Genomic DNA, 19604 nt, shown 5'->3' with positions numbered 1-19604 from the left:
GATATAGAAATGAGGTTACCATCATTATACGGCTTTTATAAATACTATTTTAATTATCCTTTGAAAGGAAAAAAGAATTATGCGCTTGCGATAAGAGAGGCGGAAAAACAAATTTGTGATGCTTTTGACCTAAGAGATGAATCGTGCATTACAGATTATGAACATCAATTATATCCTAGACAACTCACAATTTCTTTTTTGAAAAGACTTTATCAATTAATGAATGACCATTACGATCAACCTGTTTTTGATTTAGATTATCACAGAAATAGTATTCACATTCCAAAAGAGTTACTTAATAGCCGCATACAGCTAGATATTGATTTTGGGTACTTTTACGACCGTAATGCGGAAAAAATCATTCTACTTGAATATGGTAAATTAAATGATGTTTCTCATTGGATTCCGGTTTTCAAAACGTTGGTAACCTCATTTGAATTAACTTCTATGCTTCCAACAAATATTGAAACGATTGGATTTTGGGATTTATCAAAAGGACTCACTTATGAAGAAAGTTATAATAATGGAATTACTGCGCCTATTGAACAAGTTCTTAAAATTGCTAGAAAAATAGTGAATGAAAGAAGGAGGGGTTAAATGATTTTATATGAATATTTAAAAACCCCAAAAACGATTGACCAGCTTGTGACGATTGCGCATGAAAATGAGTTATATTGGAATCGGGAACAAATGGAGTTATTTGTGCGCTTAGATCCAAGTATCATTCAAAATGAAGCAGGGCTTTGGACAGTAAGACAAGATGAACGTCAGCAAATCATTTTGGCGGCAATTGAGCGGGCGTTGCAAGGTCGCCCGCTAACAAAAATTGATCCCGATGTTTTCGCTCAGCTCCCTGCTGATATGATTGTGTCGCAACGTGAAATTATTGATGTTGCCATTAGCAGCGGCAAATACGAATCACCGCGGGAAAATTTACTTCGTGTCAAACGAAAATAGGAGGAAACAGTATATGGAAACGACAATTCAACAAGTACAAGACCAATTAACAATGAAAGGATATGGCCAGTTCTCTGAACCTACTGTAAATGAAGAAGACGGAACAACAATTTTCACAGCAACAGGAGATGAGAAAGTCGTTTATGTAAAAATTTTTGAAAAAGATGCTGATTTATCATACGCTGTGCAACAATCGGCGCTCATTGAAGCGCAATATCATGAATCGGCTCCTGACTTTATTTGGGCCACGAACGGAGAGGTAAACTATTACGCCGACTGTATTGAATCTACGCCTATTGCAGAAATTCCATCTGTTGTCGATGTAACAAAAAAAGAAAAGAAAAAATTAACAAAGCAAGAACTTTGGTCGTTAGATATTTATTCAACTTTGCAAAAACGGTTTGATGATTTACACGAACGTCTTTACGGGCCTGCTGGTGCCGATAATATTAGCTCTACGAACGAGGCGATCGATGAAATAAGTAAATTATTGTTTATGGAAATTTTTCGTCTTTATCACCCTGACTACGTTTTAAGAGAAGGAGAAAATGCTGGTTTAAAATTATATGACATTTTAAAGTATGAGTACATAAAGCAGCATGGAAAAGAAGCGGTAAAACAAATCAAAGCGGCATTTAAAGAAATAAAAAATCATGACGACTATGTAGCGATCAACGACAAAGGTGAAAAGTGCTATATTTTCAACGAAGATGAGTATATTAAGTTGGAAAATCCAGCAAACTATGTTGCCGCGTTTGAAACATTCCAAGAGCTCGGTGAGTTCGAAGATGATAACGGAGTCGTTAAAAAGGCGACATTAAAAGATGTGACCGCTGATATTCTAGGGCGCCTATACGATGTGTTACTACGTGGCAAGTATGACAGTAAAGTCGGTCAAGCGACGTATTTAACACCGCGTCAAGTAACTGAAGCAATGGTTGATATGGTGATGCACGATTTAACAACAAATCCAAAAGAAGCGGCTAAATTGCTAGAAACGGATGAAAACGGAAATCCAACCTTCCGTGTACTTGACCCAACTTGCGGCTCTGGAGGATTTTTAATTAAAGCCTATGAAGCAATAAAAAGATACTTTACGAGAGAATTTGCGGGGATTCAAAAAGAAAAAATAAAAGAACATTTAGAGAAAATGAAAGAGCATAGCTTTGTTGGTGCCGATAAAACACGGAGCATGATTGTAAAAGCACGTTTGAATATGGCGATGCACGGATTGCCAAAAGCTCCGATTTTCTGGGTAAGCGACTCGTTAATGACCGATTCATTACAACCTGAATCATTTGATGTGATTATCACAAACCCGCCGTTTGGCTCCGGTTCTGTATCGAACAAAACAGAAGAAGGTAGAGCCATTCTAGAACGTTACACATCCGGAATTGACGAAGACGGAAAACCGATGAAAAATGGTTTATGTCTTGGAGCAAAGCCAAATAGCAAAGGTGTTTGGAAACAAGTCAATTCGACAGACCAAGCGGTATTATTCATTGACCGAAATTTAGAGTTATTAAAACCGGGCGGTTATTTAATTATCGTTCTTCCAGACGGCATTTTAAGCAACTCAAGCTATAAACATGTACGTGAATATTTAATGGGTAAGAAAAATGAAGTAACAGGTGAGTTTGAAGGCGGTCGCGCGATTGTGAAAGCGGTTGTTTCATTACCGACAGTAACATTCCAATTATCTGGAACAGGTGCGAAAACATCATTCCTCTATATTAAAAAGAAAGAACACGAAAATGAAAAACAAGGACCAGTGTTTATGGCGGTTGCAGAAGAAATTGGGTTTGATGTGAAAAATAAAGTAGAAGTACAGTTAGGGAATGACCGGAACGATTTGTTAAAAATTGTTGAGGCGTATAAGAAAGGCCTCTAGTACAGTAGGATATTTTAATTGATTCCGAAGTTTTTATAGTTTCGATGTTTGAGTTACATAATGTTGAATAGGAAAGGGGCTAACCATGTTTAGAATAGTTTCTAAAAAGCCATCTATAATATGGGCAACTGAAACCGAGATAGATGATGAAAGGCTTGATAGCAAGTTCTATGACGTTCAGTTTATAGAGACACAGAATAAGTTATTAAAATCTCCTTTAACAAAAAAAAAGTTGGGGGAAATTATGAAAAGTATGAATTCCCCTATTGGGTGGCAAGGTATACCTTCGTCTGCTTATAGGAGAAAAGGTGAAGGAATACCACTACTTCGAGTTCAGAATATCCAAGATAATCAAATTGATTGGGATACTATCATTGATGTAGATCCAGAAATATATTTTAGTCAACCAGCAATACAATCTGAGGCAGGTGATATTATTATTACGCGTGTAGGAACTATAGGTAGATTTTGTAAAGTGCCGAGTAACGTACCGAAAATTGCTATGGGGCAAAATTTGACAAGAGTTTCTTTTGACAGGCAAGTAGTAGATGCTGATTACATACTTGCTTATATGAATACACAATATTGTATTAATCAAATGTATCGACTTGCTTACGGTGGAGTTCAACCGTCCTTAACAAATAAAAACATTAGAGATATTTTATTATTGATACCTTCTATAAAAATTCAAAACTACATCGGCAACAAAGTCCGAAAAGCGGAAGAGTTACGGGAAGAATCGAAGCGGTTGAAGGAAGAAGCTGAATCGCTTCTCAGTCTAGTACTTAAATTAGATGAATTTAAATATGAAGTCACAAAATCATGGGTTGTTAACGCGGATCTTTTAGAACCATATTTAAATGTTCAATTTTATAATAAAGAGTATTTGAGTTTCCAAGAACATTTAAAGACTTTAGGAATTCCTTTACTTAAAATGAGTCAAGTTTTATTTAAAATCATTAGAAATAATTCACCAGATGAAAATGATAGGGTTGAAAAAGGAATCCCATCACTTATTGTTTCAGATATTGATCCATATAGAATTGAGATAGAAAACGCAAAAATTCAAGTTTCACAAGATTATTATAAGGCTAATGAACACCAAGCAATTCGTGTAGACGATGTTGTTTATACAACGGCAGGACCACCTCTGGGAGAAGCTTGTCTAGTAGTTGATGAAATGCTTCCATTACTAAGTGGGGCACATGTTGCGGTTTTAAGAACGAATGAGAAATGCAAACCAGGGTATTTAACATGTGTATTAAATTCTCTTGTAGGTTCTTTAGAAGTTCAAAAGCACTCTTATGGAATTAGGCAACAGTATTTGTTTAATGAGCAATTATCTAATTTTGTAATTCCGATAATTGCACAAGAAATTCAAGATGAGATTCATGAAAAAATTTCAAAAGCAATCAAGTTTGAAATTCAATCAAAAAAATTTATCTCGGAAGCCAAACAAGACGTCGAAAATCTCATCGAAGGCAAATTTGATGAATCAAAAATTTCCGAAGGAGCGTAAGAGACACTCCTTCTTTTCTAGGAGGTGAGTGCGTTGGAGTTGAAAAGGTTACATAGTCATTTAGAGAAGCTGTATCACTATGGTGAAACAGCTTATGTCGATGAGCTTGAGCCGTTTGTTAGAAAAGGTCTTTTATATGTGCGTGAGAAAAAGGCAGTGATCACGAACAATTGGATTGCGTTTGTGAAGCGGTTTCCGAATCAAACTGATTTTCTTCATACATTGCTTTGCTTTGATGAGGCGTATCAACAATATTTATTAAAAACGTCGTTGTTAACCGTATTAAAAATGTGTGAGGCAGAGGATTTGGACGGAATTGTTGATTTCGTTCACAAAATGCCAAAGTTTGCAGGAGAAATCGTAAAAATATTAGATGAGTTAAAACATAGTGAGCGGTACGAAACAGAATCTTTAGAGCAACATGTAAAGGAAGTTGAGCCTCTTTTCCGTGAGCGCAATCATTTGATTTTTAACGGGGCACCGTATTATCAGCGTATTATTTACTATTTAACCCATATCCAACAGTATCAACAAGAAGCGGTTGAACAAGACGAACTGCTCGGCAAAAAAATTGATGAACAATGGGTGAAAGGGCGAAAAATAGCTGCTAACTTGCAGTTATCGCCGTTAAAGGATACACCGCTTGCTGTATTAGCCCCGCATGAGCCAAATATCTCATTAAAGAATCCGTTATTCAAACATATTTTCACGCACCCTTGGAACTTATTTATTTTCCTTTGTTGCGTTGTTCGCGAGCAGACGGAGGCGCAAGGGATGACGACCGTTCGGTTTCATGCGGTGAACGACGAAGTTGACGTTATTTTAATGTCGTCAAAAAAACAAGAATATCGTTACGGAACGATTAATGATTTCGTTTTAGAGTTTTGTAAAGTGAGCAACTATCAACTATTCCCAAACGAAATCGCTCGTTTAGAAACAATATTCCATCATTTGCATGATCGCGGTTTTTTAACGATTGTCGATGAAGAATATCGCATTCCGAGCCATATTGAAGATGAGTTATACAATACAAGTTTGTTTATTTCGCTGGTGGCAGGAAGCAAACAGCTCCGCCAGCGGATCGAACAGTGGATTGATGAATTGAGGGACAGAGGATGAAGCAAATCAAACTATCGATTGAGCGATTTTGGATTGAGCCGGGAAATTTTGAGAGATGGTGTGAGTTGTTATCGCGCATTCCCGAAAAAACCGAAGCGCGCTCAATCAAGGAAATCGCAAAATTATATTTAGGAAAAGATGTGGAAGAAAAAGATAAAAAGCTAGACCGTTCCAAAGAATTATTTGGACTACATGGTTATGAGTACGCAAAACTTTCGCGGAATTTTGAAATTAAAGGTGTCCATTTCCTAACAAGAGCAGACGATGGATATTTGATTCGTACAGAGGAAGCAAATGAACTTGTAGCTGCGTACGAACAACAACACGGATGGGAATTGTTGCTTGCAAAACAACTATTGCGATATTCGCCAAGAACACGAGTCATCATGCATTTATTGTTGAATGATGGTTTATTTGAAACAAACGGTCACTCGCTCGAACAGCTAAGCAAGTGGACATTGCGATTTGCCGATGCTCTGTATCATCCGTTTTCAAGCAATCCAGATCTTAATGATATGAACTTTCTTCTTCATGCTTTTAAAAATGAAGCATTAGGGAAAGATTGGCGTGACATTCTTGCTCAAGAAGAAATTGAATTAGATGAAGATTGGATGTTTGTTGGCTCAAGCGGTAAAGAGCCGGCAAAAACAAATATTTCTTCGTTTATGCGCGCACCGATGCAATTATTTGCTTATTTAGATTGGTTTATCGAAGCTGATGTCGGAATCATCATTTTAAATAAAGAAAAGATGTTGGAGCATATCGATTCACATTTTTTATTTTCATTTACGAACGTTCAGAGTATATCAGAAATCGAATGGTTAAAGAAAAAAGTGGACGAAGAGCGGGATGATCGCGGTTTTGTTGCGATTGAACCGTTACTTCGTAAGCTGATGGAGCGTTTTTATCCAACATGGGAACAAGGGCTTGCGCGCTTTGTCGATTATTATATGACAAAAGGTATTCGTGAAGGTTTGTTTTATATTGCTGATTATGAATCAGGCCAGCCGAGACATGGAAGGGGTTATTTAGGTAAACGAGAATACCAATTATTAAAACTTGAATTTCAACGATAAAGGGGTTGAAAAGATGAGCAAATCTGTCTGGTTAAAAGATGGGGTTTCCACATTTCCGGTTCAACAGCCAATGGTCGGTCAGCGTGAATTTTATGATGCGTTTAAAGAGTATTTACAAGATTTAAAGTCAGCACCAATGGCGCGAGTTTTTACATTGATTGCTAAATGGGGAATTGGTAAATCGCGTATTGCTTATGAATTAGTGAGCGAAGCGCTTGGAATTGATAAAGGATGGACGATTCGTGACCAATCAGGTCAACTGCAAAAAGTCCGGTTATTAAAGCCAGATTTCGCTGACGGCATTTTACCTATTTATATTCGCTATGAACAAATGCATGAGGATCTTCTTTATGGGGAAAACTGGGTCGGTTATGGGGCGTATGTAGCGCTAGCAAAATTAGCGGAACAACAACCTGCCCGCACGATTCAAGGGTCGATTGTGAAACATATTCAAGATCATTTTCTTCCGCTTGGTTTTTCACCGGCAAAATTGGCAGAGGCAATTGAGTTTGGACAACATGAAGCAAATGATTTGCTACAACATATTGATCGGCTTGACCAACTTGTCCAAAATGGTTTAGCTTACCTAAAACAGTTTGGTATTGAGCATTTGATGGTTATTGTCGATGAAGTGGAATCCGAATACGAATTATTTATGGATGGGATTCAAGAACAAAGTGAAGAGCGGAAAAAGAAACTAGACGGTGATGCGATTAAAGTGATCACATCAGCGATTAAACATGAAGATAGCCGCACTCGCCATCCAAATGTCTCTTTCTTGCTGCTTTGTTCTCCGGCAATTGGCGATCAAATTAAAGCGCTCGAGGCGCTTGCTCGTCGTTTAGATAAATTAGAAATCAGTCAAAACTCCTATGCAGATATTAGCGATTATATCGCATCGTTACAACAAAGTGGGAAATTGCGTGAATATCCTGCTGGTCTTGTTGAAGCAGCTTACACGATTGCTGCGGGAAACTTTGGTTGGCTAAATGTAATTATGGCTCATTGTGATCAATATCTTGAGCAGCATCCAGACAAGGAAACAGGTGAAATTTTACAAGACTTAGCTTATTCAGTGCCGCGTTTTAAAGAAAGTTTAATCGACCATTCCCAGCTAGATTACATTGATACAAAGCCAGTGCATATTCCGTTTGTGAAAAAAGCATTATTACGGCAGCTGCCATATCCGAAAGATTATTATAGTGAGGAAGAACAACAAATTTTATTATCAGCGAAACATATTGAAGGCATACCATTATTTAAAGAGTTTGTCGCTTTGCCGCTTGCGAAAAATGATTTAGGTTTTTATCTTGTGCAAAACAAATATAAAGCTGAATCTGATCATTTATTCGTGAATGAAACGACTGGTGAATCATTTAGTTTAGATGTCCTCTTGCGCAGTCTTGAAACGTTCTCAATTAATGCACCTAAAGGTTCTTTTATTGTCGGAAAAGAACGGGAAACGTTATTAGCGCAAGTGCGCATGCTTTATCCGAAAGACGAAGTCGTTGAAGCAGCGGAGCTTTTATATACGTATCTTGAGCAACGAATGAAAACAGAGCAATTCGAAACATATATCGGTCCAAACTTTGCGTTCCTTGAGCGGTTAAATCGTCGCTATGCCGTCAAAACAGGTATTGCGAACTATTTATTAAATGAAGAAAAAGATCAACAGCTTCAACAACATTTAAACGAATTGGCGAAACAATATGATAAAGACGGAGAAATTCAACGTCTTCTTCTTGGTTTTGCAAGAGCCATTGAGCAAGACTATCCAGACGTGCAAACAATTCAAGTAAAAGGAAATAAATGTGGGCTCCGTATAAAAGTAACGAATCATCTATATTTAGGAGTTCATCCGAAAAAAATTGTCGACATTATTTGGGCTAGCAAACTAGCTTCCTTGCACGATCTTGTTGACAGCAAATTACTAGATAGCGGAAATCACCCGATTATCATTTTAGCACCGACCGCTGATGCGGAAACAGAAATCGATGATATAAAACGAAAGTATGAGCGGCTCGGCCGTTGCTTGCTCTTTTTCCAAGTGACGAATTTGCAGAAGAAAGTATTAGAAGCGTTATCGGTTGAGCGGGAGATGATGGATATCCGCAAGTCAGCCCATCAATTAGCGCAGCCATTCCGCACAAAAATTCGTGCGATTACAGATGAAATTACAAGAATCGCACGAACTTGGTTTGAACGAATCGATAAAGAAGGATATATATTGCGCCCGATTGTTTTTACAAAATCAGAAGAAGACTATCTTCCGGTATTAGCGGAAGGATATGCGAAAATGATTATTCACGATGCAACAATTGCCGAACTAGGGGCAAAGCAAGGCGTAAAATTTATAGACAGCGAAGATTTTACTCACTTTCAACATGCTTTAAAAGCGACGAAAGTTCCGGCTAAATTAGATAAGGACGGTTATCGCGATACAGGCTTATTTATTCAAAATCACGAAAATGACCAATATGAAGTGCAAATTCCAAGTACGTTTGCCTCTTTAATGTCGTTTATTGGCCATCGTCGTGTAACATATAAAGAGATTGAAGATGCGTTTTTCTTTAGCTCTGTGGATGCCATTAAACCGCCAAAAATCGTTGAACAATGGATGACGTTCTTGCAAGCGCTAAAAGTCGTACGAATCGACAACAATGCTCATGTTGAAAATGTCACGTCACATACGTTAGAAGCAAAGCGGGATAAAATTAAACAGTGGTATGAGAAAGAATATGATAAACTCGTCGACGAGTTTAAAGAAACGTTTGACCAAGCCCGCATTGAGCTATTGAAGCGATATAAGCGCCACGGAGACTTAGAGAAAATTGACGAAGCTTTACGTAACATCGATTTAAAACTATTGCAAGTTCATACAAACAACCATCTCGCTATTTGGAAAGAGCAATTAAGTTATTTGCAACAATTTCATGATGAATGTAATTTCATCTTTGATGAAGAAAAATGGAATACGCTTCAACCAAACGAGCGTAACTTTGCGAACCTCACCTTTGACCGGAACGATATGCCAATTTGGCAAAAGCTGAAGCTTGTGCAACAGTTCCATGAGTATGTATCAACGATTCAAAAGGATATTCTCGCAAAAATACAAGAAAAAGTAGAGGAAATGAAAAGCACAAACGAGTATAAAGGTTACTATATACCAATTTCACCGTTTACGTATGTACTTGAATTATATAAAAACGAAATTGAAAATGCGATGAACCATGTGAAATCTTCACAGCTGCGAACAATGGTATCCAATAAAGAAACACTTGCGCATCATTTATCGTTAGGGAATTATAAAGAAGCGATCGACCGTTTGAACATCATTATTTCGCAAATAGGCCTAAAAAAAGTGGACCATACAAAGGTGGATTGGAAAGAAAGAAGCGGTATCGTTGGCCGTTATTACGATTTGAAAGATAAATTTGTGCAAATGGTAGACCTTTTTGTAGAATCGAATCCGAAAGTCGAGAAATGGATTGCTTATTATGAAAATAGTGATGCCGATGTGAAACGTGAGGTAGGGATTATTGAGCTTTCTACACTATTTGACAAGTTAACCGTATTTTTAGAATCTGGTTTCGAAGAAGCAGTTGACGATATTTGTACCGCAAAGAAAGAAAATGCGATGACACTTATTGATGAAACGGAAAAGTTGTTGCAAGAACGAAAAAACGATATGACGGATTTAATTGCCCAAGTAACAAAAGTGGAAAATACGACAAAGAAAAAGCGAAATCAATATTTCGATGAGTTATTAATTGATGCGGTGAACCGCCTGTTCCGTCTGCAGCATCAACCGCTATATCAAGCAGACTTAAGTGCACCGATTCAAGAAGCAACTTATAAAGAAACAATAGATAAAGTACAGATGGAAATGAAACAATTAGAAACATATGCCCATCAGTTTTTTGCGGAACATGCCAAATTTGTGCAATTTGAGTTTTATAAAGAAGTGGTTGACCGCAAAGGAGAGTTAGACTGGACTAATTACCAAAAAGAAAAAGAAGAGCTTGAGCAAATCGGATTGATTCGGACAAAAGTGGAGGTTCTCTAATAATGTCGAGTTTGCAAATTTTAAAACCATTCGCAAGACGGACAGAGTATAAAATGTTGCGCGAATGGTTTGATGTGGAAGAGAAAGATGTCGGAGAGTTACGGTCAGGTATTTGTGTGATTCCAGCTATCATTCTTTTAAAAATGTCAGAAAGCGATCGTTCGTGCCTTATTCAATGGACAAAAGAGTGGGGAAACCAACTAATGGTTTTCCCACCATATCTTAATTTGGATATTTCATCATTATTGCAACTGAATCACTCGTTTTCCATTAAAGAAATGAATGAATGCATGTATGAAGGAGTTCCGGTTCGTGAAGAAATCGTGACTAACTTAACTCCAGAAATCCAATTACCGACAAAACAAACGGTTGCCGTTGACTTTTATTACGACACAAGCAGCGGCTGCATTACAATCACGACATTGCCGCTTCTTGATTACCGGTTGCTTGAGCAACGTGAAATATGTCAACGTCTATTTCAATCGTTAATGCACATCAATGAAAGAGATACAAAAGATGAAATGAGCGAAGAAAAACAAGTGATGTTTAAGCCCGTTCATCACTATTTACTTCTTCTCTCAGCAGCCGACGTCATAGAACGAAAACAGCTCGTTCCATTAATTCAAAAGTTTTTCTATTTAGAAGTACGCGAAAATGATGTGAAAAGTGCTTTTGCTGAGCTCGAAAATTTACATTATATTCATTCAGACGGAACCATCACTGAGAAAGGGCAACAGTATATTATGGAAAATGGTTATCGTGCATTTGTAAGAGAAATCATAAAGCGGAGGAACGACGATGGAGAATGGTAAAACGAAACGGGATACCGCGATTGCCAATAGTTTAGTAGCGAAAATCCAGTTAGGGTTGCCAAGTACGGTGACGAAATTAAGCGCGAAAATGCGTTTTATTGATCATATTGCTCCGAAACTTCGCAACAGTGGTGTCATTCGTCCCGTTGAAAAAAAATCGCCACTAACGATTCGGGTATCGGGGATTGCAACAGCAAGCAAAACAATACCGGCATTTGGCGGTATTTTATATAGCGCTGGTGCTGTTCGTCAAGATTTATACATAGAGGAAGGCTCTGTGTACGAAACATTTCAAGACAGCCTCGTTGACATTGATGAAGCGGATGATATTGATATTAACCATAAATTAAAATTTATTCATATCATGCAAGTTTACGATTTGTTAGAAGAGATGTTGTTAGAAGCCCATAAGCCGGAACTGGTGATTGTCGACACTCCGTTAATGTTAGAACGGGCTGACGCGCCAATGGATACACATGGCCAATTATATATTGACTATCAAAACTGTGTAGAAAGAATCAAAAATTTTTGGGAGACATATCAACATTTTATTTTTCCTTTTAATCGAAACGGTATTCGGCTTGTTTCAGTGAGTACGAAACGTTTCGGTTCTATCTTCTACGGTCTCTTTTCTGAAAATAAAAATAAAGAGATGTATATTGTAGATGAAGTGAGTTTTAACGATATCGAGCAAAACAATGAATCGTTATACAAAATTAAAAAGGTTGGCGTAAAAAAACTGTTGCATGGTGTTTTAACTCGAAGAACGCGCACGGCTGCCTATCAATACGATTTATTAGTCCAAACCAATCAGTTGGAACCTAAAGAAATGAGAAATCTAGGGATTATCAATTTTCATTTCCGGGCAGGGATGCATACACAACCTTTATTAGTAGAGATAATGGGAAACGCTCAAGAATGGGATTCTCAAAGTTTAGATGAGCTTACATCCTATCTCGTTTCGCTTTATACGCTCGATCAACCAAAGGCACTCCCGTTGCCGCTTTGGTATGCCGAGTACGCACTAAAACCAATTCGAAGTGGTGCTATTATTCATTATTTTAAAACACAGGCACGCGAAATGATTAAAAAGGAAGAAGTAGAAAATGTTTGGACCGAGGAAGTAGACTTTTTCGGGGAGGATGAATAATGAGTCAAGAAAAATATATCGGTAAACTGATTGGGAATACAGGAAATCCGAATGATTTAAAAATGGTGCTTCAAGATAGCTTTTCCGCACGCCGTGGCGAGTTTGTGAAAATTTTACATCAAGAACGTCCAGATGAACAGCCGACATATGTTCTTGGGCGGATTACCTCTATTTCCCGCAGTAATATTTTATATAACAGCGATCTTGGAGAAGGATTGAATTCGATCGAATTATTACCCGGAACACAAATGACTGGAGAGACATTATTTGCTTCCATTGAACTTGTCGGTTACAAGGAACCAGCCACAGGACAAATTCGCATTCCGCGTCGCCCGTTAGATCCGGGAAGTAAAGTATATGGTGTTGATTATGAATTTCTTTCTAAGTTTTATCAATTTGATGAAAATAAAAGCATTGCGATTGGCAACTTAATCGGTTATGAACGTGGGGAAAATATTGTTCCTGTTTACTTGGATGTCAATAAATTAGTGACAGAACATTTAGCGGTTTTAGCGATGACTGGTTCAGGAAAGTCTTATACGGTCGGTCGTATCATCGAACGACTAGTGGCGCAGATGAATGGAACCGTTGTTGTATTTGATACGCACGGTGAGTATGGAAAGGCATTTGAAAAAGGGGATATTCATTTCAATACGAACCTTGATCATATTGAAGATGAAAAAGATCGGGAAAGCATTTTATTTATTCAAGAACGTTTTCGCGCTTTACAAGCGGCAGGAGGCGGTATTCATGTATATACGCCGCAAATGGAAGAGTTTGATTACAAATACGCTGGAAAAAATAAGCACCTCGCGTTGCAATTTGACCGTTTTGAAATGGACGATTTCGAAGAGATTTTGCCTGGCTTAACCGAACCGCAGCAACGGGTACTCGATGTAGCGATTCGTTATTGGAAATATAAATATCCACATCCGCCTCGCGATATTAAAGATTTACGTGAGTTGCTTTCAGGTGATTTAGAAGAATTGCGGGGGTGGGATGAAATAACGGAAGCAGAAGCAAGAGCTTTAAGCGGCAGAAGTGCAGCGGTCGCTTCGATGAAGCTGAATCGCGTCATTAACGAAGCGCGAAGCTTTTACACAAAAGCGATTGGTGAACCGACGGATATTTATAAATTAATTGGTGAAATGAACGAAAAATATGGTCGATTAATCATTATTGATTTGCAAGGATTGTCAGACGATGCAAAGCAAATTGTCACGGCGCTTGTATCCAGTGAAATTATGCGTGCAGCGGCAGATAAACAACGTCCGATTCGTCCTTGCTTCCTTGTATATGAAGAAGGTCATAACTACGCTCCAGCAGGCACACCAACGATTTCGAAAAAAATTATTAAAAAAATTGCCGCAGAAGGTCGTAAATTCGGGGTAGGTTTTGCCATTGTTTCACAACGTCCTTCTAAATTGGATGCAGATGTTACATCGCAATGCAACACGATTATTACTATGCGTCTAAAAAATCCGGATGATCAGCGTTTCATTACGAAAACATCCGATATGTTAACGAAAGCAGATATTGACGAACTTCCATCATTATCTACAGGGGAAGCATTAATTACGGGGCGTTCGATTCCAGCTCCATTATTAGTGAAAGTTGGAACAAAAGCGTTAGTTCATGGTGGTCAATCGCCGGAAGTTGTCAAAGAATGGGGCGTATTCGGTGGATAAAGAGCAATTAAAGGAAATGATTATTGAAGAGTTTAAGAATGGAAAAATTCGCGATTCACTTTTTCCTATGCTTTCCGTTCATGGGATTCGTGATTATTCGGAAACCGTTCATTCAGCAGGACTGAATTATATTACGGAAATCGGTAGACATATTCAAGGAGTAACAGCTTTATCTGAATGCCCTGTTTATCCAATTAACCAACAATATGGTCATAGCATTACTCGAGAAGTTCGACCGGATTCTGTATGGTATCGCCAACAAGACGTAAAGCCAATTCTCGTTTCAGAGTTTGAACGATTTGAAAATTCAAAGGGTAAGCATGATAAACTAAGAGAGAAGATTGAAAATTTATTATTAGCATATCATCAACTTGGTAGCGATTTACCATTGATTCTTTTTGTCTACTGGTCTTACAGCGGGGCTATTCCGAAAAATATCGATAAATACATTAGCATTTTTGATGAAGGGTTCACGTTACCGAACGGCCGCTTTATTCCAGGGATTAATTCGTTTGTTACCGATTACCTCGTTTTTCAAGCAGTAGCAAGTGGAACGAAGGAAAATCTCACCATAAATGAATGGATTCAAGTGAGGTAACAATCATGGTCCGTAAGCGTTATTCTATTCAACCAAAAAAGGATATGAATATCGGGGATAAATATATTTTGCAAGAAATGATAGGCGAAGGGTCATACGGTTATGTATGGAAAGCCCTTCGCTGTGAAGATGAAGAAATCGTAGCGTTAAAAATCCCGAAAAGCCAAGAACGTGGCGACGCAGCATTAGTGGAAGGAGAGCGTTTTATTGGCGTTTCCCATGAAAATATTATCAATATTTATTGGATGGGCAGAGTAGACGGTTATTTTGTCATTGAGATGGAACTGTTTGATGGGAAGCCGCTCTCACAAGAGTTAAGTGAAGAGGGAATTAGCCATCCACGCACATTTCAAAAAATGTTTGATATTTTTGATCAAGTACTAAATGGTGTTGAATTTATGCACTCTCTACGCATAGCGCATGGAGATATCAAACCTGACAATATTTTAATAAATGAAACTACTGTAAAATTAACGGACTTTGGAACGAGTCGATTGATTGAAGATATTTTTGTAAAAACAATTGATGGTGCAGGAACATTTGCTTATATCGCTCCTGAAGTTCTCCATTCGCAGACGCGATATTTAAATTCTGACATTTATTCTTTAGGGGTTTTGTTATATCAATTGTTAACAGGAAAAACTCCGCATGACACATATTTTAACGTGATTCATAATGTCCCTTTTCCAAAACCAAGAGAATTAAACGATAGTATTACACCTTCGATGGAAAAGGTAATCATGAAGGCGTTAGAGAGAAATCCGGAAATACGATATCAGTCGGTTACCGATTTCCGCACTGAATTTAAAAAAGCGGTAGACGAACATTTAAAAGAGCAGCAAGTTGAAAAGTTTATTCCTCGTGCAACATTAGCAAGCAAACGAGATCCGTTAGAATTAGCAATGTTGAATTGTAAACTAAAAAAATTTACATTAGCCGAAAAAATTTTAACGACGGAAATTACAAATGGAAATACAATGCCAGAAATCTTATTACAACTGGCATATGTATATTATAAAACAGACCGATTATTTGAGGCGTTACGGCAAATTGAAAATATTGAAGGAGTAGCAATTGAGGACACACGCCAAGAAAGTTTTTCTACAGCCGTAAAAAATCTAAAAGCAAGAATTTTCTTAGCAATGAAAAAGTACGAGGAAGCGCTGCGTTTATATGAAGAATTGAATCTAAAAGAACCAGGAAATTTAGATTATCGTTATAAATTAGCGTTATGTTATGGAGTGTGTGGAAAGGAAGAAAAAAGCATTCAAATTCTGGAACAAATCAATCAAGAGACTCCAGGAATTTGGGCTGTTGTGAAAAAACTTGGTCAAGCGTACGACCAAAAAAGGGATTACGAACGGGCAAGAGGCTATTTCAAATATGCCTTAAAACTAAGGCCAGATGATGAGTACGTAAAACAGAAGTTGGCTCTTTATGAGTATTATTTGTAATTCAATGATATTAAAGAGTAAGTAAACTTAACCAATTAATGAATACGCCTGAAAAGTCATTTTGATGCCCCTCATTTGGGCTGTCGCATACGCTTTTACCGTAAATAAATTGTAAGCTTGAGATCAAACGACGTATATAAATAGGTCGCACCTTTCTGTAAGATAGAGTTGCTGATTACAGAGAAGGTGTTTGTATTTGTCGATTGAAAAATTGAATATCGAACCCATCAAATTGGATTCTTATTCCTGTTCAACTCCAACGAATCCACTCCTCACAGACCCGTATGGATCATTTAAGTCGCAAATTTGAAAATTTCTTTTTATCCCGGTGTAAAACTCCATATCATTCAAACAATCATCAAGGGATTAAATTTCCATGTTTCATGATCATCCATATTATCAGTGGTTATTCATATATGATAAAAGGGTTTGATGGGTTGGCAACGTTCATTCAAGACTCTTTCAAACTTGAACAATACAGTGAAGCCAATTTCTTATTTTGCGGACGGAGGAATACGCTGTAAATGTTCGTATTTTGATTGGGCTGTCGCCGACAAGCTTTACAAGAGTATTGATTTATGGAAAGCTCCAATGGCCTAGAAACGAAAATGAGGATTGAAAGCTAACTCAAAAGGAACTTAGATGGTTACTGGAGGGCTCTCGATATTACAGCTCAAAGCCATTTCAAAATCAAAAAAGGTGTTTTCTGACTATCCATTCATAATATTTAACGTGAAATTTATACGGAAATTTGGTGAATCGTGTGGGCAACACATCCTGCAGACTGAAAAAGTAACTTAACTTCTTGAAGAACAGTTAAGACTATATGAAAGAACATAATGATCAGTTAACCTGTTTATAGCAAAATAAAAATGGTTCTTAAGTTTGGTGAAAGCATATATTGTGTAGATTCCCATTTTTGTTTAAATTTTTTTAAATAACAAACTTATAAGCGATATAATACACGCTTTTCTAGTAAATCTAATTTTGCTTGACCATACATCATCGTTTCATTAGCTTCAACCGATGAATAGACCTTCTACCACTCCATTGCTTTAGGAAGTATGGAATGCCAGCATAATCCCTGTAGCTCACTTCGAAGTCGCAGTGAACAATTAAATAAATAATTGTTTTTAGAAGACAATTGTTCCTTCAACCATTTTAAAAACGCAAGATAGTTACGTTCAACAATTGCCTTTCTAAATGTTTGAACGGTTGGGTAGAAAGAGCTTTGTGATGGGTACTGCTTAAAGGATTGTTCGAGGAGTTGAATTTCCTCTTCTGAAAGTGTGGATTTCCGTTTCCAAATACACGAAATCATCTATCGTCTTGAAATTCGAAAAGATGGTGTAGTAGACTCCTACTGTTTTCGTTCTTTTCGTATGCTTTCGACTGCAACGCGAACCTTAGAAACAAATAGGTACTTGTCTTGCATCAATTCTTATCTGTCATCATGTTTGAAAAAGAAGGAAAGAACCAACAAATTTTTCAAAATGAAACCAAAATGTAAGATTAAACAATGTAATACTGGATTATTTTACTCCAAAAAGACTGGATGGAAATTTTGAATCAAAAATATAACTAAAACTATAACTACTAATAGAGATTTTGCAAGTACTATTAACGAATCTTCAATAATTTATTATATTATTTCACTAGCGTCGCATAAATAAGTTTTGAAATTTCAGATTTTATTTTTCTGGAATATTAGCGAAAAACAAAAGCACCTAAATAAAGGTAGTAAACATCCATTTTTTACCTATAACTTAAGACGAGTGCAACAACGACAAATCAACCTTTAAGGAACGCTCTTCCCTTCGATTTTCCGTAACCAAATGTGTGCAGATTTCCATAAAGCTGCTTTCAAATATCGACTTATTTGTAACGTACTTCGGTCACTATTCGTGTTCAACTGAGCTAACACATTTAAACAGTATACAATCATCGATACGTATACTTGGTTGTGTACGGCTTGTTCACTGTGGCCGTAGAACTTCTTGATATTCAAGTGTTGTTTCATCCATTTGAAAAAAGTTCGATTGCCCAGCGTGATTGGTAGGTTTCTGCAATTTCATCTGCATCCATATCAAAACGATTCGTCAGTAAATGAAGTTCATTTCCTTTTGCATCCAACAATTTGATGAGACGGAACACGTTTTCAGAACGATTTTGCGTGGTTCCAATCACCACCATTTCATCACGATTGTTTATACCTAAAATGTAAATGTAGTGTAGCAAATCCATTAGTACCACTTGCTCCTGCAATTGATTACGATGTGACACTAAAAATAACTCGTGTAGGTAGTGTCCGTATCACTGGAAAGCACGATGGATTCCCTCAATGGAACCGAATCTTTACAGATTCTCGATTAACAGCAGCGTTAGTGGACAGGCTAATTCATCACGCCCATATCATCTCTTTTCATGGCGAGAGCTATAGACTGTCCCACGCATTGTCGAAAAGGAATTAAATGGGTGGCAAACCTCTGCATTTTTAATTGCATTTCTCTGCACTTTTCTATTGCAAAATACACCTTTAAATACCTACAATAATAAAACTGATAATTGATTTATATAGATTGATAAATACTACATTTTTTAATGTTCTATTTTTCAATTACGGGAGGAAGATAAAAATTGATATTTATCAGTATAATTAAAGGTATTATAGTTGGAGTGATTACAGCTTTTGTAGTTCCTTTCATTTGTATTAATGGATTGAGTGGTTTATATGGCGGTCTTTACAATGTATTTGGTAGTCGATGGACTTATATAGCTTATTTAATTGCTATCATCCCTACCTTTGGATACGTTGGTTTCTATTTTTCAAATAAATCTACATTATCTAACAGACATAGATGGAAAGTTTCAGCTATTTCAGTATTCATTATTAGTATAATTGCAAATTCTGTTGGATTATTGATCGGATATATTTTAGTATTAGGTAGCTTAGAAACAGTGAATGTCGAAGAGGTTGTGCCTTTTATGCTTTTGCTGGGTACACTACTTCTACCTATTACAATACCTTTAGGAAAGTTTATCTTAGATATACTTTATCGTTGGATTCATAAAATTCCGTTTTCTACATCTAAATAAAATAATTTAAAACTCTCAAGATTTGTTAATAAAAAGATTACTATCAATGAAATAAAATTAAAAAAAGAGAGGTTTAACTTAGTACTTGCCACTGATGGCATGTTGGTATAATCATCCCAAATCAAATCCCCTTATGAAAGTATTTTAACACATTATGAAAATTTGATGTTAGTCTAAA

General features: G+C 37.0%; 15 protein-coding genes and 1 pseudogene. 15 read left to right on the top strand and 1 reads right to left on the bottom strand.

What is annotated here, in order from left to right:
• Positions 1-9: 9 nt before the first annotated feature.
• From FKZ59_RS12925 to tnpB, 13 genes are all read left to right on the top strand, one after another.
• Positions 10-597, top strand: coding sequence for a hypothetical protein (locus tag FKZ59_RS12925; protein ID WP_141603170.1), 588 nt, complete (start codon positions 10-12; stop codon positions 595-597).
• Positions 598-957 carry a hypothetical protein gene (locus tag FKZ59_RS12920; RefSeq protein WP_141603169.1) on the top strand — a complete coding sequence of 120 codons (360 nt, stop codon included), beginning with the start codon at positions 598-600 and terminating at the stop codon, positions 955-957.
• 13 nt (positions 958-970) lie between these two features.
• Complete coding sequence (locus tag FKZ59_RS12915) at positions 971-2848, top strand: HsdM family class I SAM-dependent methyltransferase (protein WP_220125040.1); 1878 nt, start codon at positions 971-973, stop codon at positions 2846-2848.
• Positions 2849-2933: 85 nt separating this feature from the next.
• Positions 2934-4367 carry a restriction endonuclease subunit S gene (locus FKZ59_RS12910; RefSeq protein ID WP_141603168.1) on the top strand — a complete coding sequence of 478 codons (1434 nt, stop codon included), beginning with the start codon at positions 2934-2936 and terminating at the stop codon, positions 4365-4367.
• A 33-nt stretch (positions 4368-4400) separates the two neighbouring features.
• On the top strand, positions 4401-5486 hold the full coding sequence (locus tag FKZ59_RS12905) for a hypothetical protein (RefSeq protein ID WP_141603167.1): 1086 nt from the start codon (positions 4401-4403) through the stop codon (positions 5484-5486).
• Positions 5483-6562 (top strand): hypothetical protein, encoded by a 1080-nt coding sequence (locus tag FKZ59_RS12900; RefSeq protein WP_141603166.1) that lies wholly within the window; start codon positions 5483-5485, stop codon positions 6560-6562. The genes FKZ59_RS12905 and FKZ59_RS12900 overlap by 4 nt, the downstream gene beginning before the upstream one ends.
• Positions 6563-6575: 13 nt before the next feature.
• Positions 6576-10628, top strand: a complete 4053-nt coding sequence (locus tag FKZ59_RS12895; protein WP_141603165.1) for a hypothetical protein — start codon at positions 6576-6578, stop codon at positions 10626-10628.
• A gap of 2 nt (positions 10629-10630) precedes the next feature.
• Positions 10631-11440: a hypothetical protein gene (locus FKZ59_RS12890; protein WP_141603164.1), complete on the top strand. Its 810-nt coding sequence runs from the start codon at positions 10631-10633 to the stop codon at positions 11438-11440.
• The gene (locus FKZ59_RS12885; RefSeq protein WP_141603163.1) at positions 11427-12590 is read left to right on the top strand and encodes a hypothetical protein; all 1164 of its coding nucleotides are present in this window, start codon (positions 11427-11429) and stop codon (positions 12588-12590) included. Before FKZ59_RS12890 ends, FKZ59_RS12885 begins: the two co-directional genes overlap by 14 nt.
• Positions 12590-14278 (top strand): helicase HerA domain-containing protein, encoded by a 1689-nt coding sequence (locus FKZ59_RS12880; protein WP_141603162.1) that lies wholly within the window; start codon positions 12590-12592, stop codon positions 14276-14278. Before FKZ59_RS12885 ends, FKZ59_RS12880 begins: the two co-directional genes overlap by 1 nt.
• Positions 14271-14876: a hypothetical protein gene (locus FKZ59_RS12875; RefSeq protein WP_141603161.1), complete on the top strand. Its 606-nt coding sequence runs from the start codon at positions 14271-14273 to the stop codon at positions 14874-14876. The genes FKZ59_RS12880 and FKZ59_RS12875 overlap by 8 nt, the downstream gene beginning before the upstream one ends.
• Before the next feature lie 5 nt (positions 14877-14881).
• Positions 14882-16330, top strand: a complete 1449-nt coding sequence (locus tag FKZ59_RS12870) for a serine/threonine-protein kinase (protein ID WP_141603160.1) — start codon at positions 14882-14884, stop codon at positions 16328-16330.
• A gap of 284 nt (positions 16331-16614) precedes the next feature.
• Positions 16615-16854, top strand: a complete 240-nt coding sequence (gene tnpB, locus FKZ59_RS15215; RefSeq protein WP_141603159.1) for an IS66 family insertion sequence element accessory protein TnpB — start codon at positions 16615-16617, stop codon at positions 16852-16854.
• Positions 16855-18128: 1274 nt separating this feature from the next.
• Here tnpB and FKZ59_RS12860 read toward each other — a convergent pair.
• Positions 18129-18529, bottom strand: a pseudogene (locus FKZ59_RS12860) (transposase); the annotation flags it as partial.
• 77 nt (positions 18530-18606) lie between these two features.
• On the opposite strand from FKZ59_RS12860, the gene FKZ59_RS12855 reads away from it, so the two are divergent.
• Complete coding sequence (locus FKZ59_RS12855) at positions 18607-18801, top strand: ATP-binding protein (RefSeq protein ID WP_408057512.1); 195 nt, start codon at positions 18607-18609, stop codon at positions 18799-18801.
• Positions 18802-18967: 166 nt separating this feature from the next.
• On the top strand, positions 18968-19426 hold the full coding sequence (locus FKZ59_RS12850; protein ID WP_141603158.1) for a hypothetical protein: 459 nt from the start codon (positions 18968-18970) through the stop codon (positions 19424-19426).
• Positions 19427-19604: the final 178 nt, after the last annotated feature.

The sequence above is a fragment of the Ureibacillus terrenus genome (genome assembly GCF_006569205.1).
In the GTDB taxonomy this organism is placed as follows: Bacteria; Bacillota; Bacilli; order Bacillales_A; family Planococcaceae; genus Ureibacillus; species Ureibacillus terrenus.
This window is presented reverse-complemented; position numbering and strand designations above follow the sequence as displayed.

Excerpts from the sequence above, each read along its gene's own strand:
- FKZ59_RS12885 (WP_141603163.1), top strand. The coding sequence starts at position 11,427 with ATGGAGAATGGTAAAACGAAACGGGATACCGCGATTGCCAATAGTTTA.
- FKZ59_RS12890 (WP_141603164.1), top strand. The coding sequence starts at position 10,631 with ATGTCGAGTTTGCAAATTTTAAAACCATTCGCAAGACGGACAGAGTAT.
- tnpB (WP_141603159.1), top strand. The coding sequence starts at position 16,615 with ATGGATCATTTAAGTCGCAAATTTGAAAATTTCTTTTTATCCCGGTGT.
- FKZ59_RS12910 (WP_141603168.1), top strand. The coding sequence starts at position 2,934 with ATGTTTAGAATAGTTTCTAAAAAGCCATCTATAATATGGGCAACTGAA.
- FKZ59_RS12880 (WP_141603162.1), top strand. The coding sequence starts at position 12,590 with ATGAGTCAAGAAAAATATATCGGTAAACTGATTGGGAATACAGGAAAT.
- FKZ59_RS12870 (WP_141603160.1), top strand. The coding sequence starts at position 14,882 with ATGGTCCGTAAGCGTTATTCTATTCAACCAAAAAAGGATATGAATATC.
- FKZ59_RS12915 (WP_220125040.1), top strand. The coding sequence starts at position 971 with ATGGAAACGACAATTCAACAAGTACAAGACCAATTAACAATGAAAGGA.
- FKZ59_RS12895 (WP_141603165.1), top strand. The coding sequence starts at position 6,576 with ATGAGCAAATCTGTCTGGTTAAAAGATGGGGTTTCCACATTTCCGGTT.
- FKZ59_RS12900 (WP_141603166.1), top strand. The coding sequence starts at position 5,483 with ATGAAGCAAATCAAACTATCGATTGAGCGATTTTGGATTGAGCCGGGA.
- FKZ59_RS12925 (WP_141603170.1), top strand. The coding sequence starts at position 10 with ATGAGGTTACCATCATTATACGGCTTTTATAAATACTATTTTAATTAT.
- FKZ59_RS12920 (WP_141603169.1), top strand. The coding sequence starts at position 598 with ATGATTTTATATGAATATTTAAAAACCCCAAAAACGATTGACCAGCTT.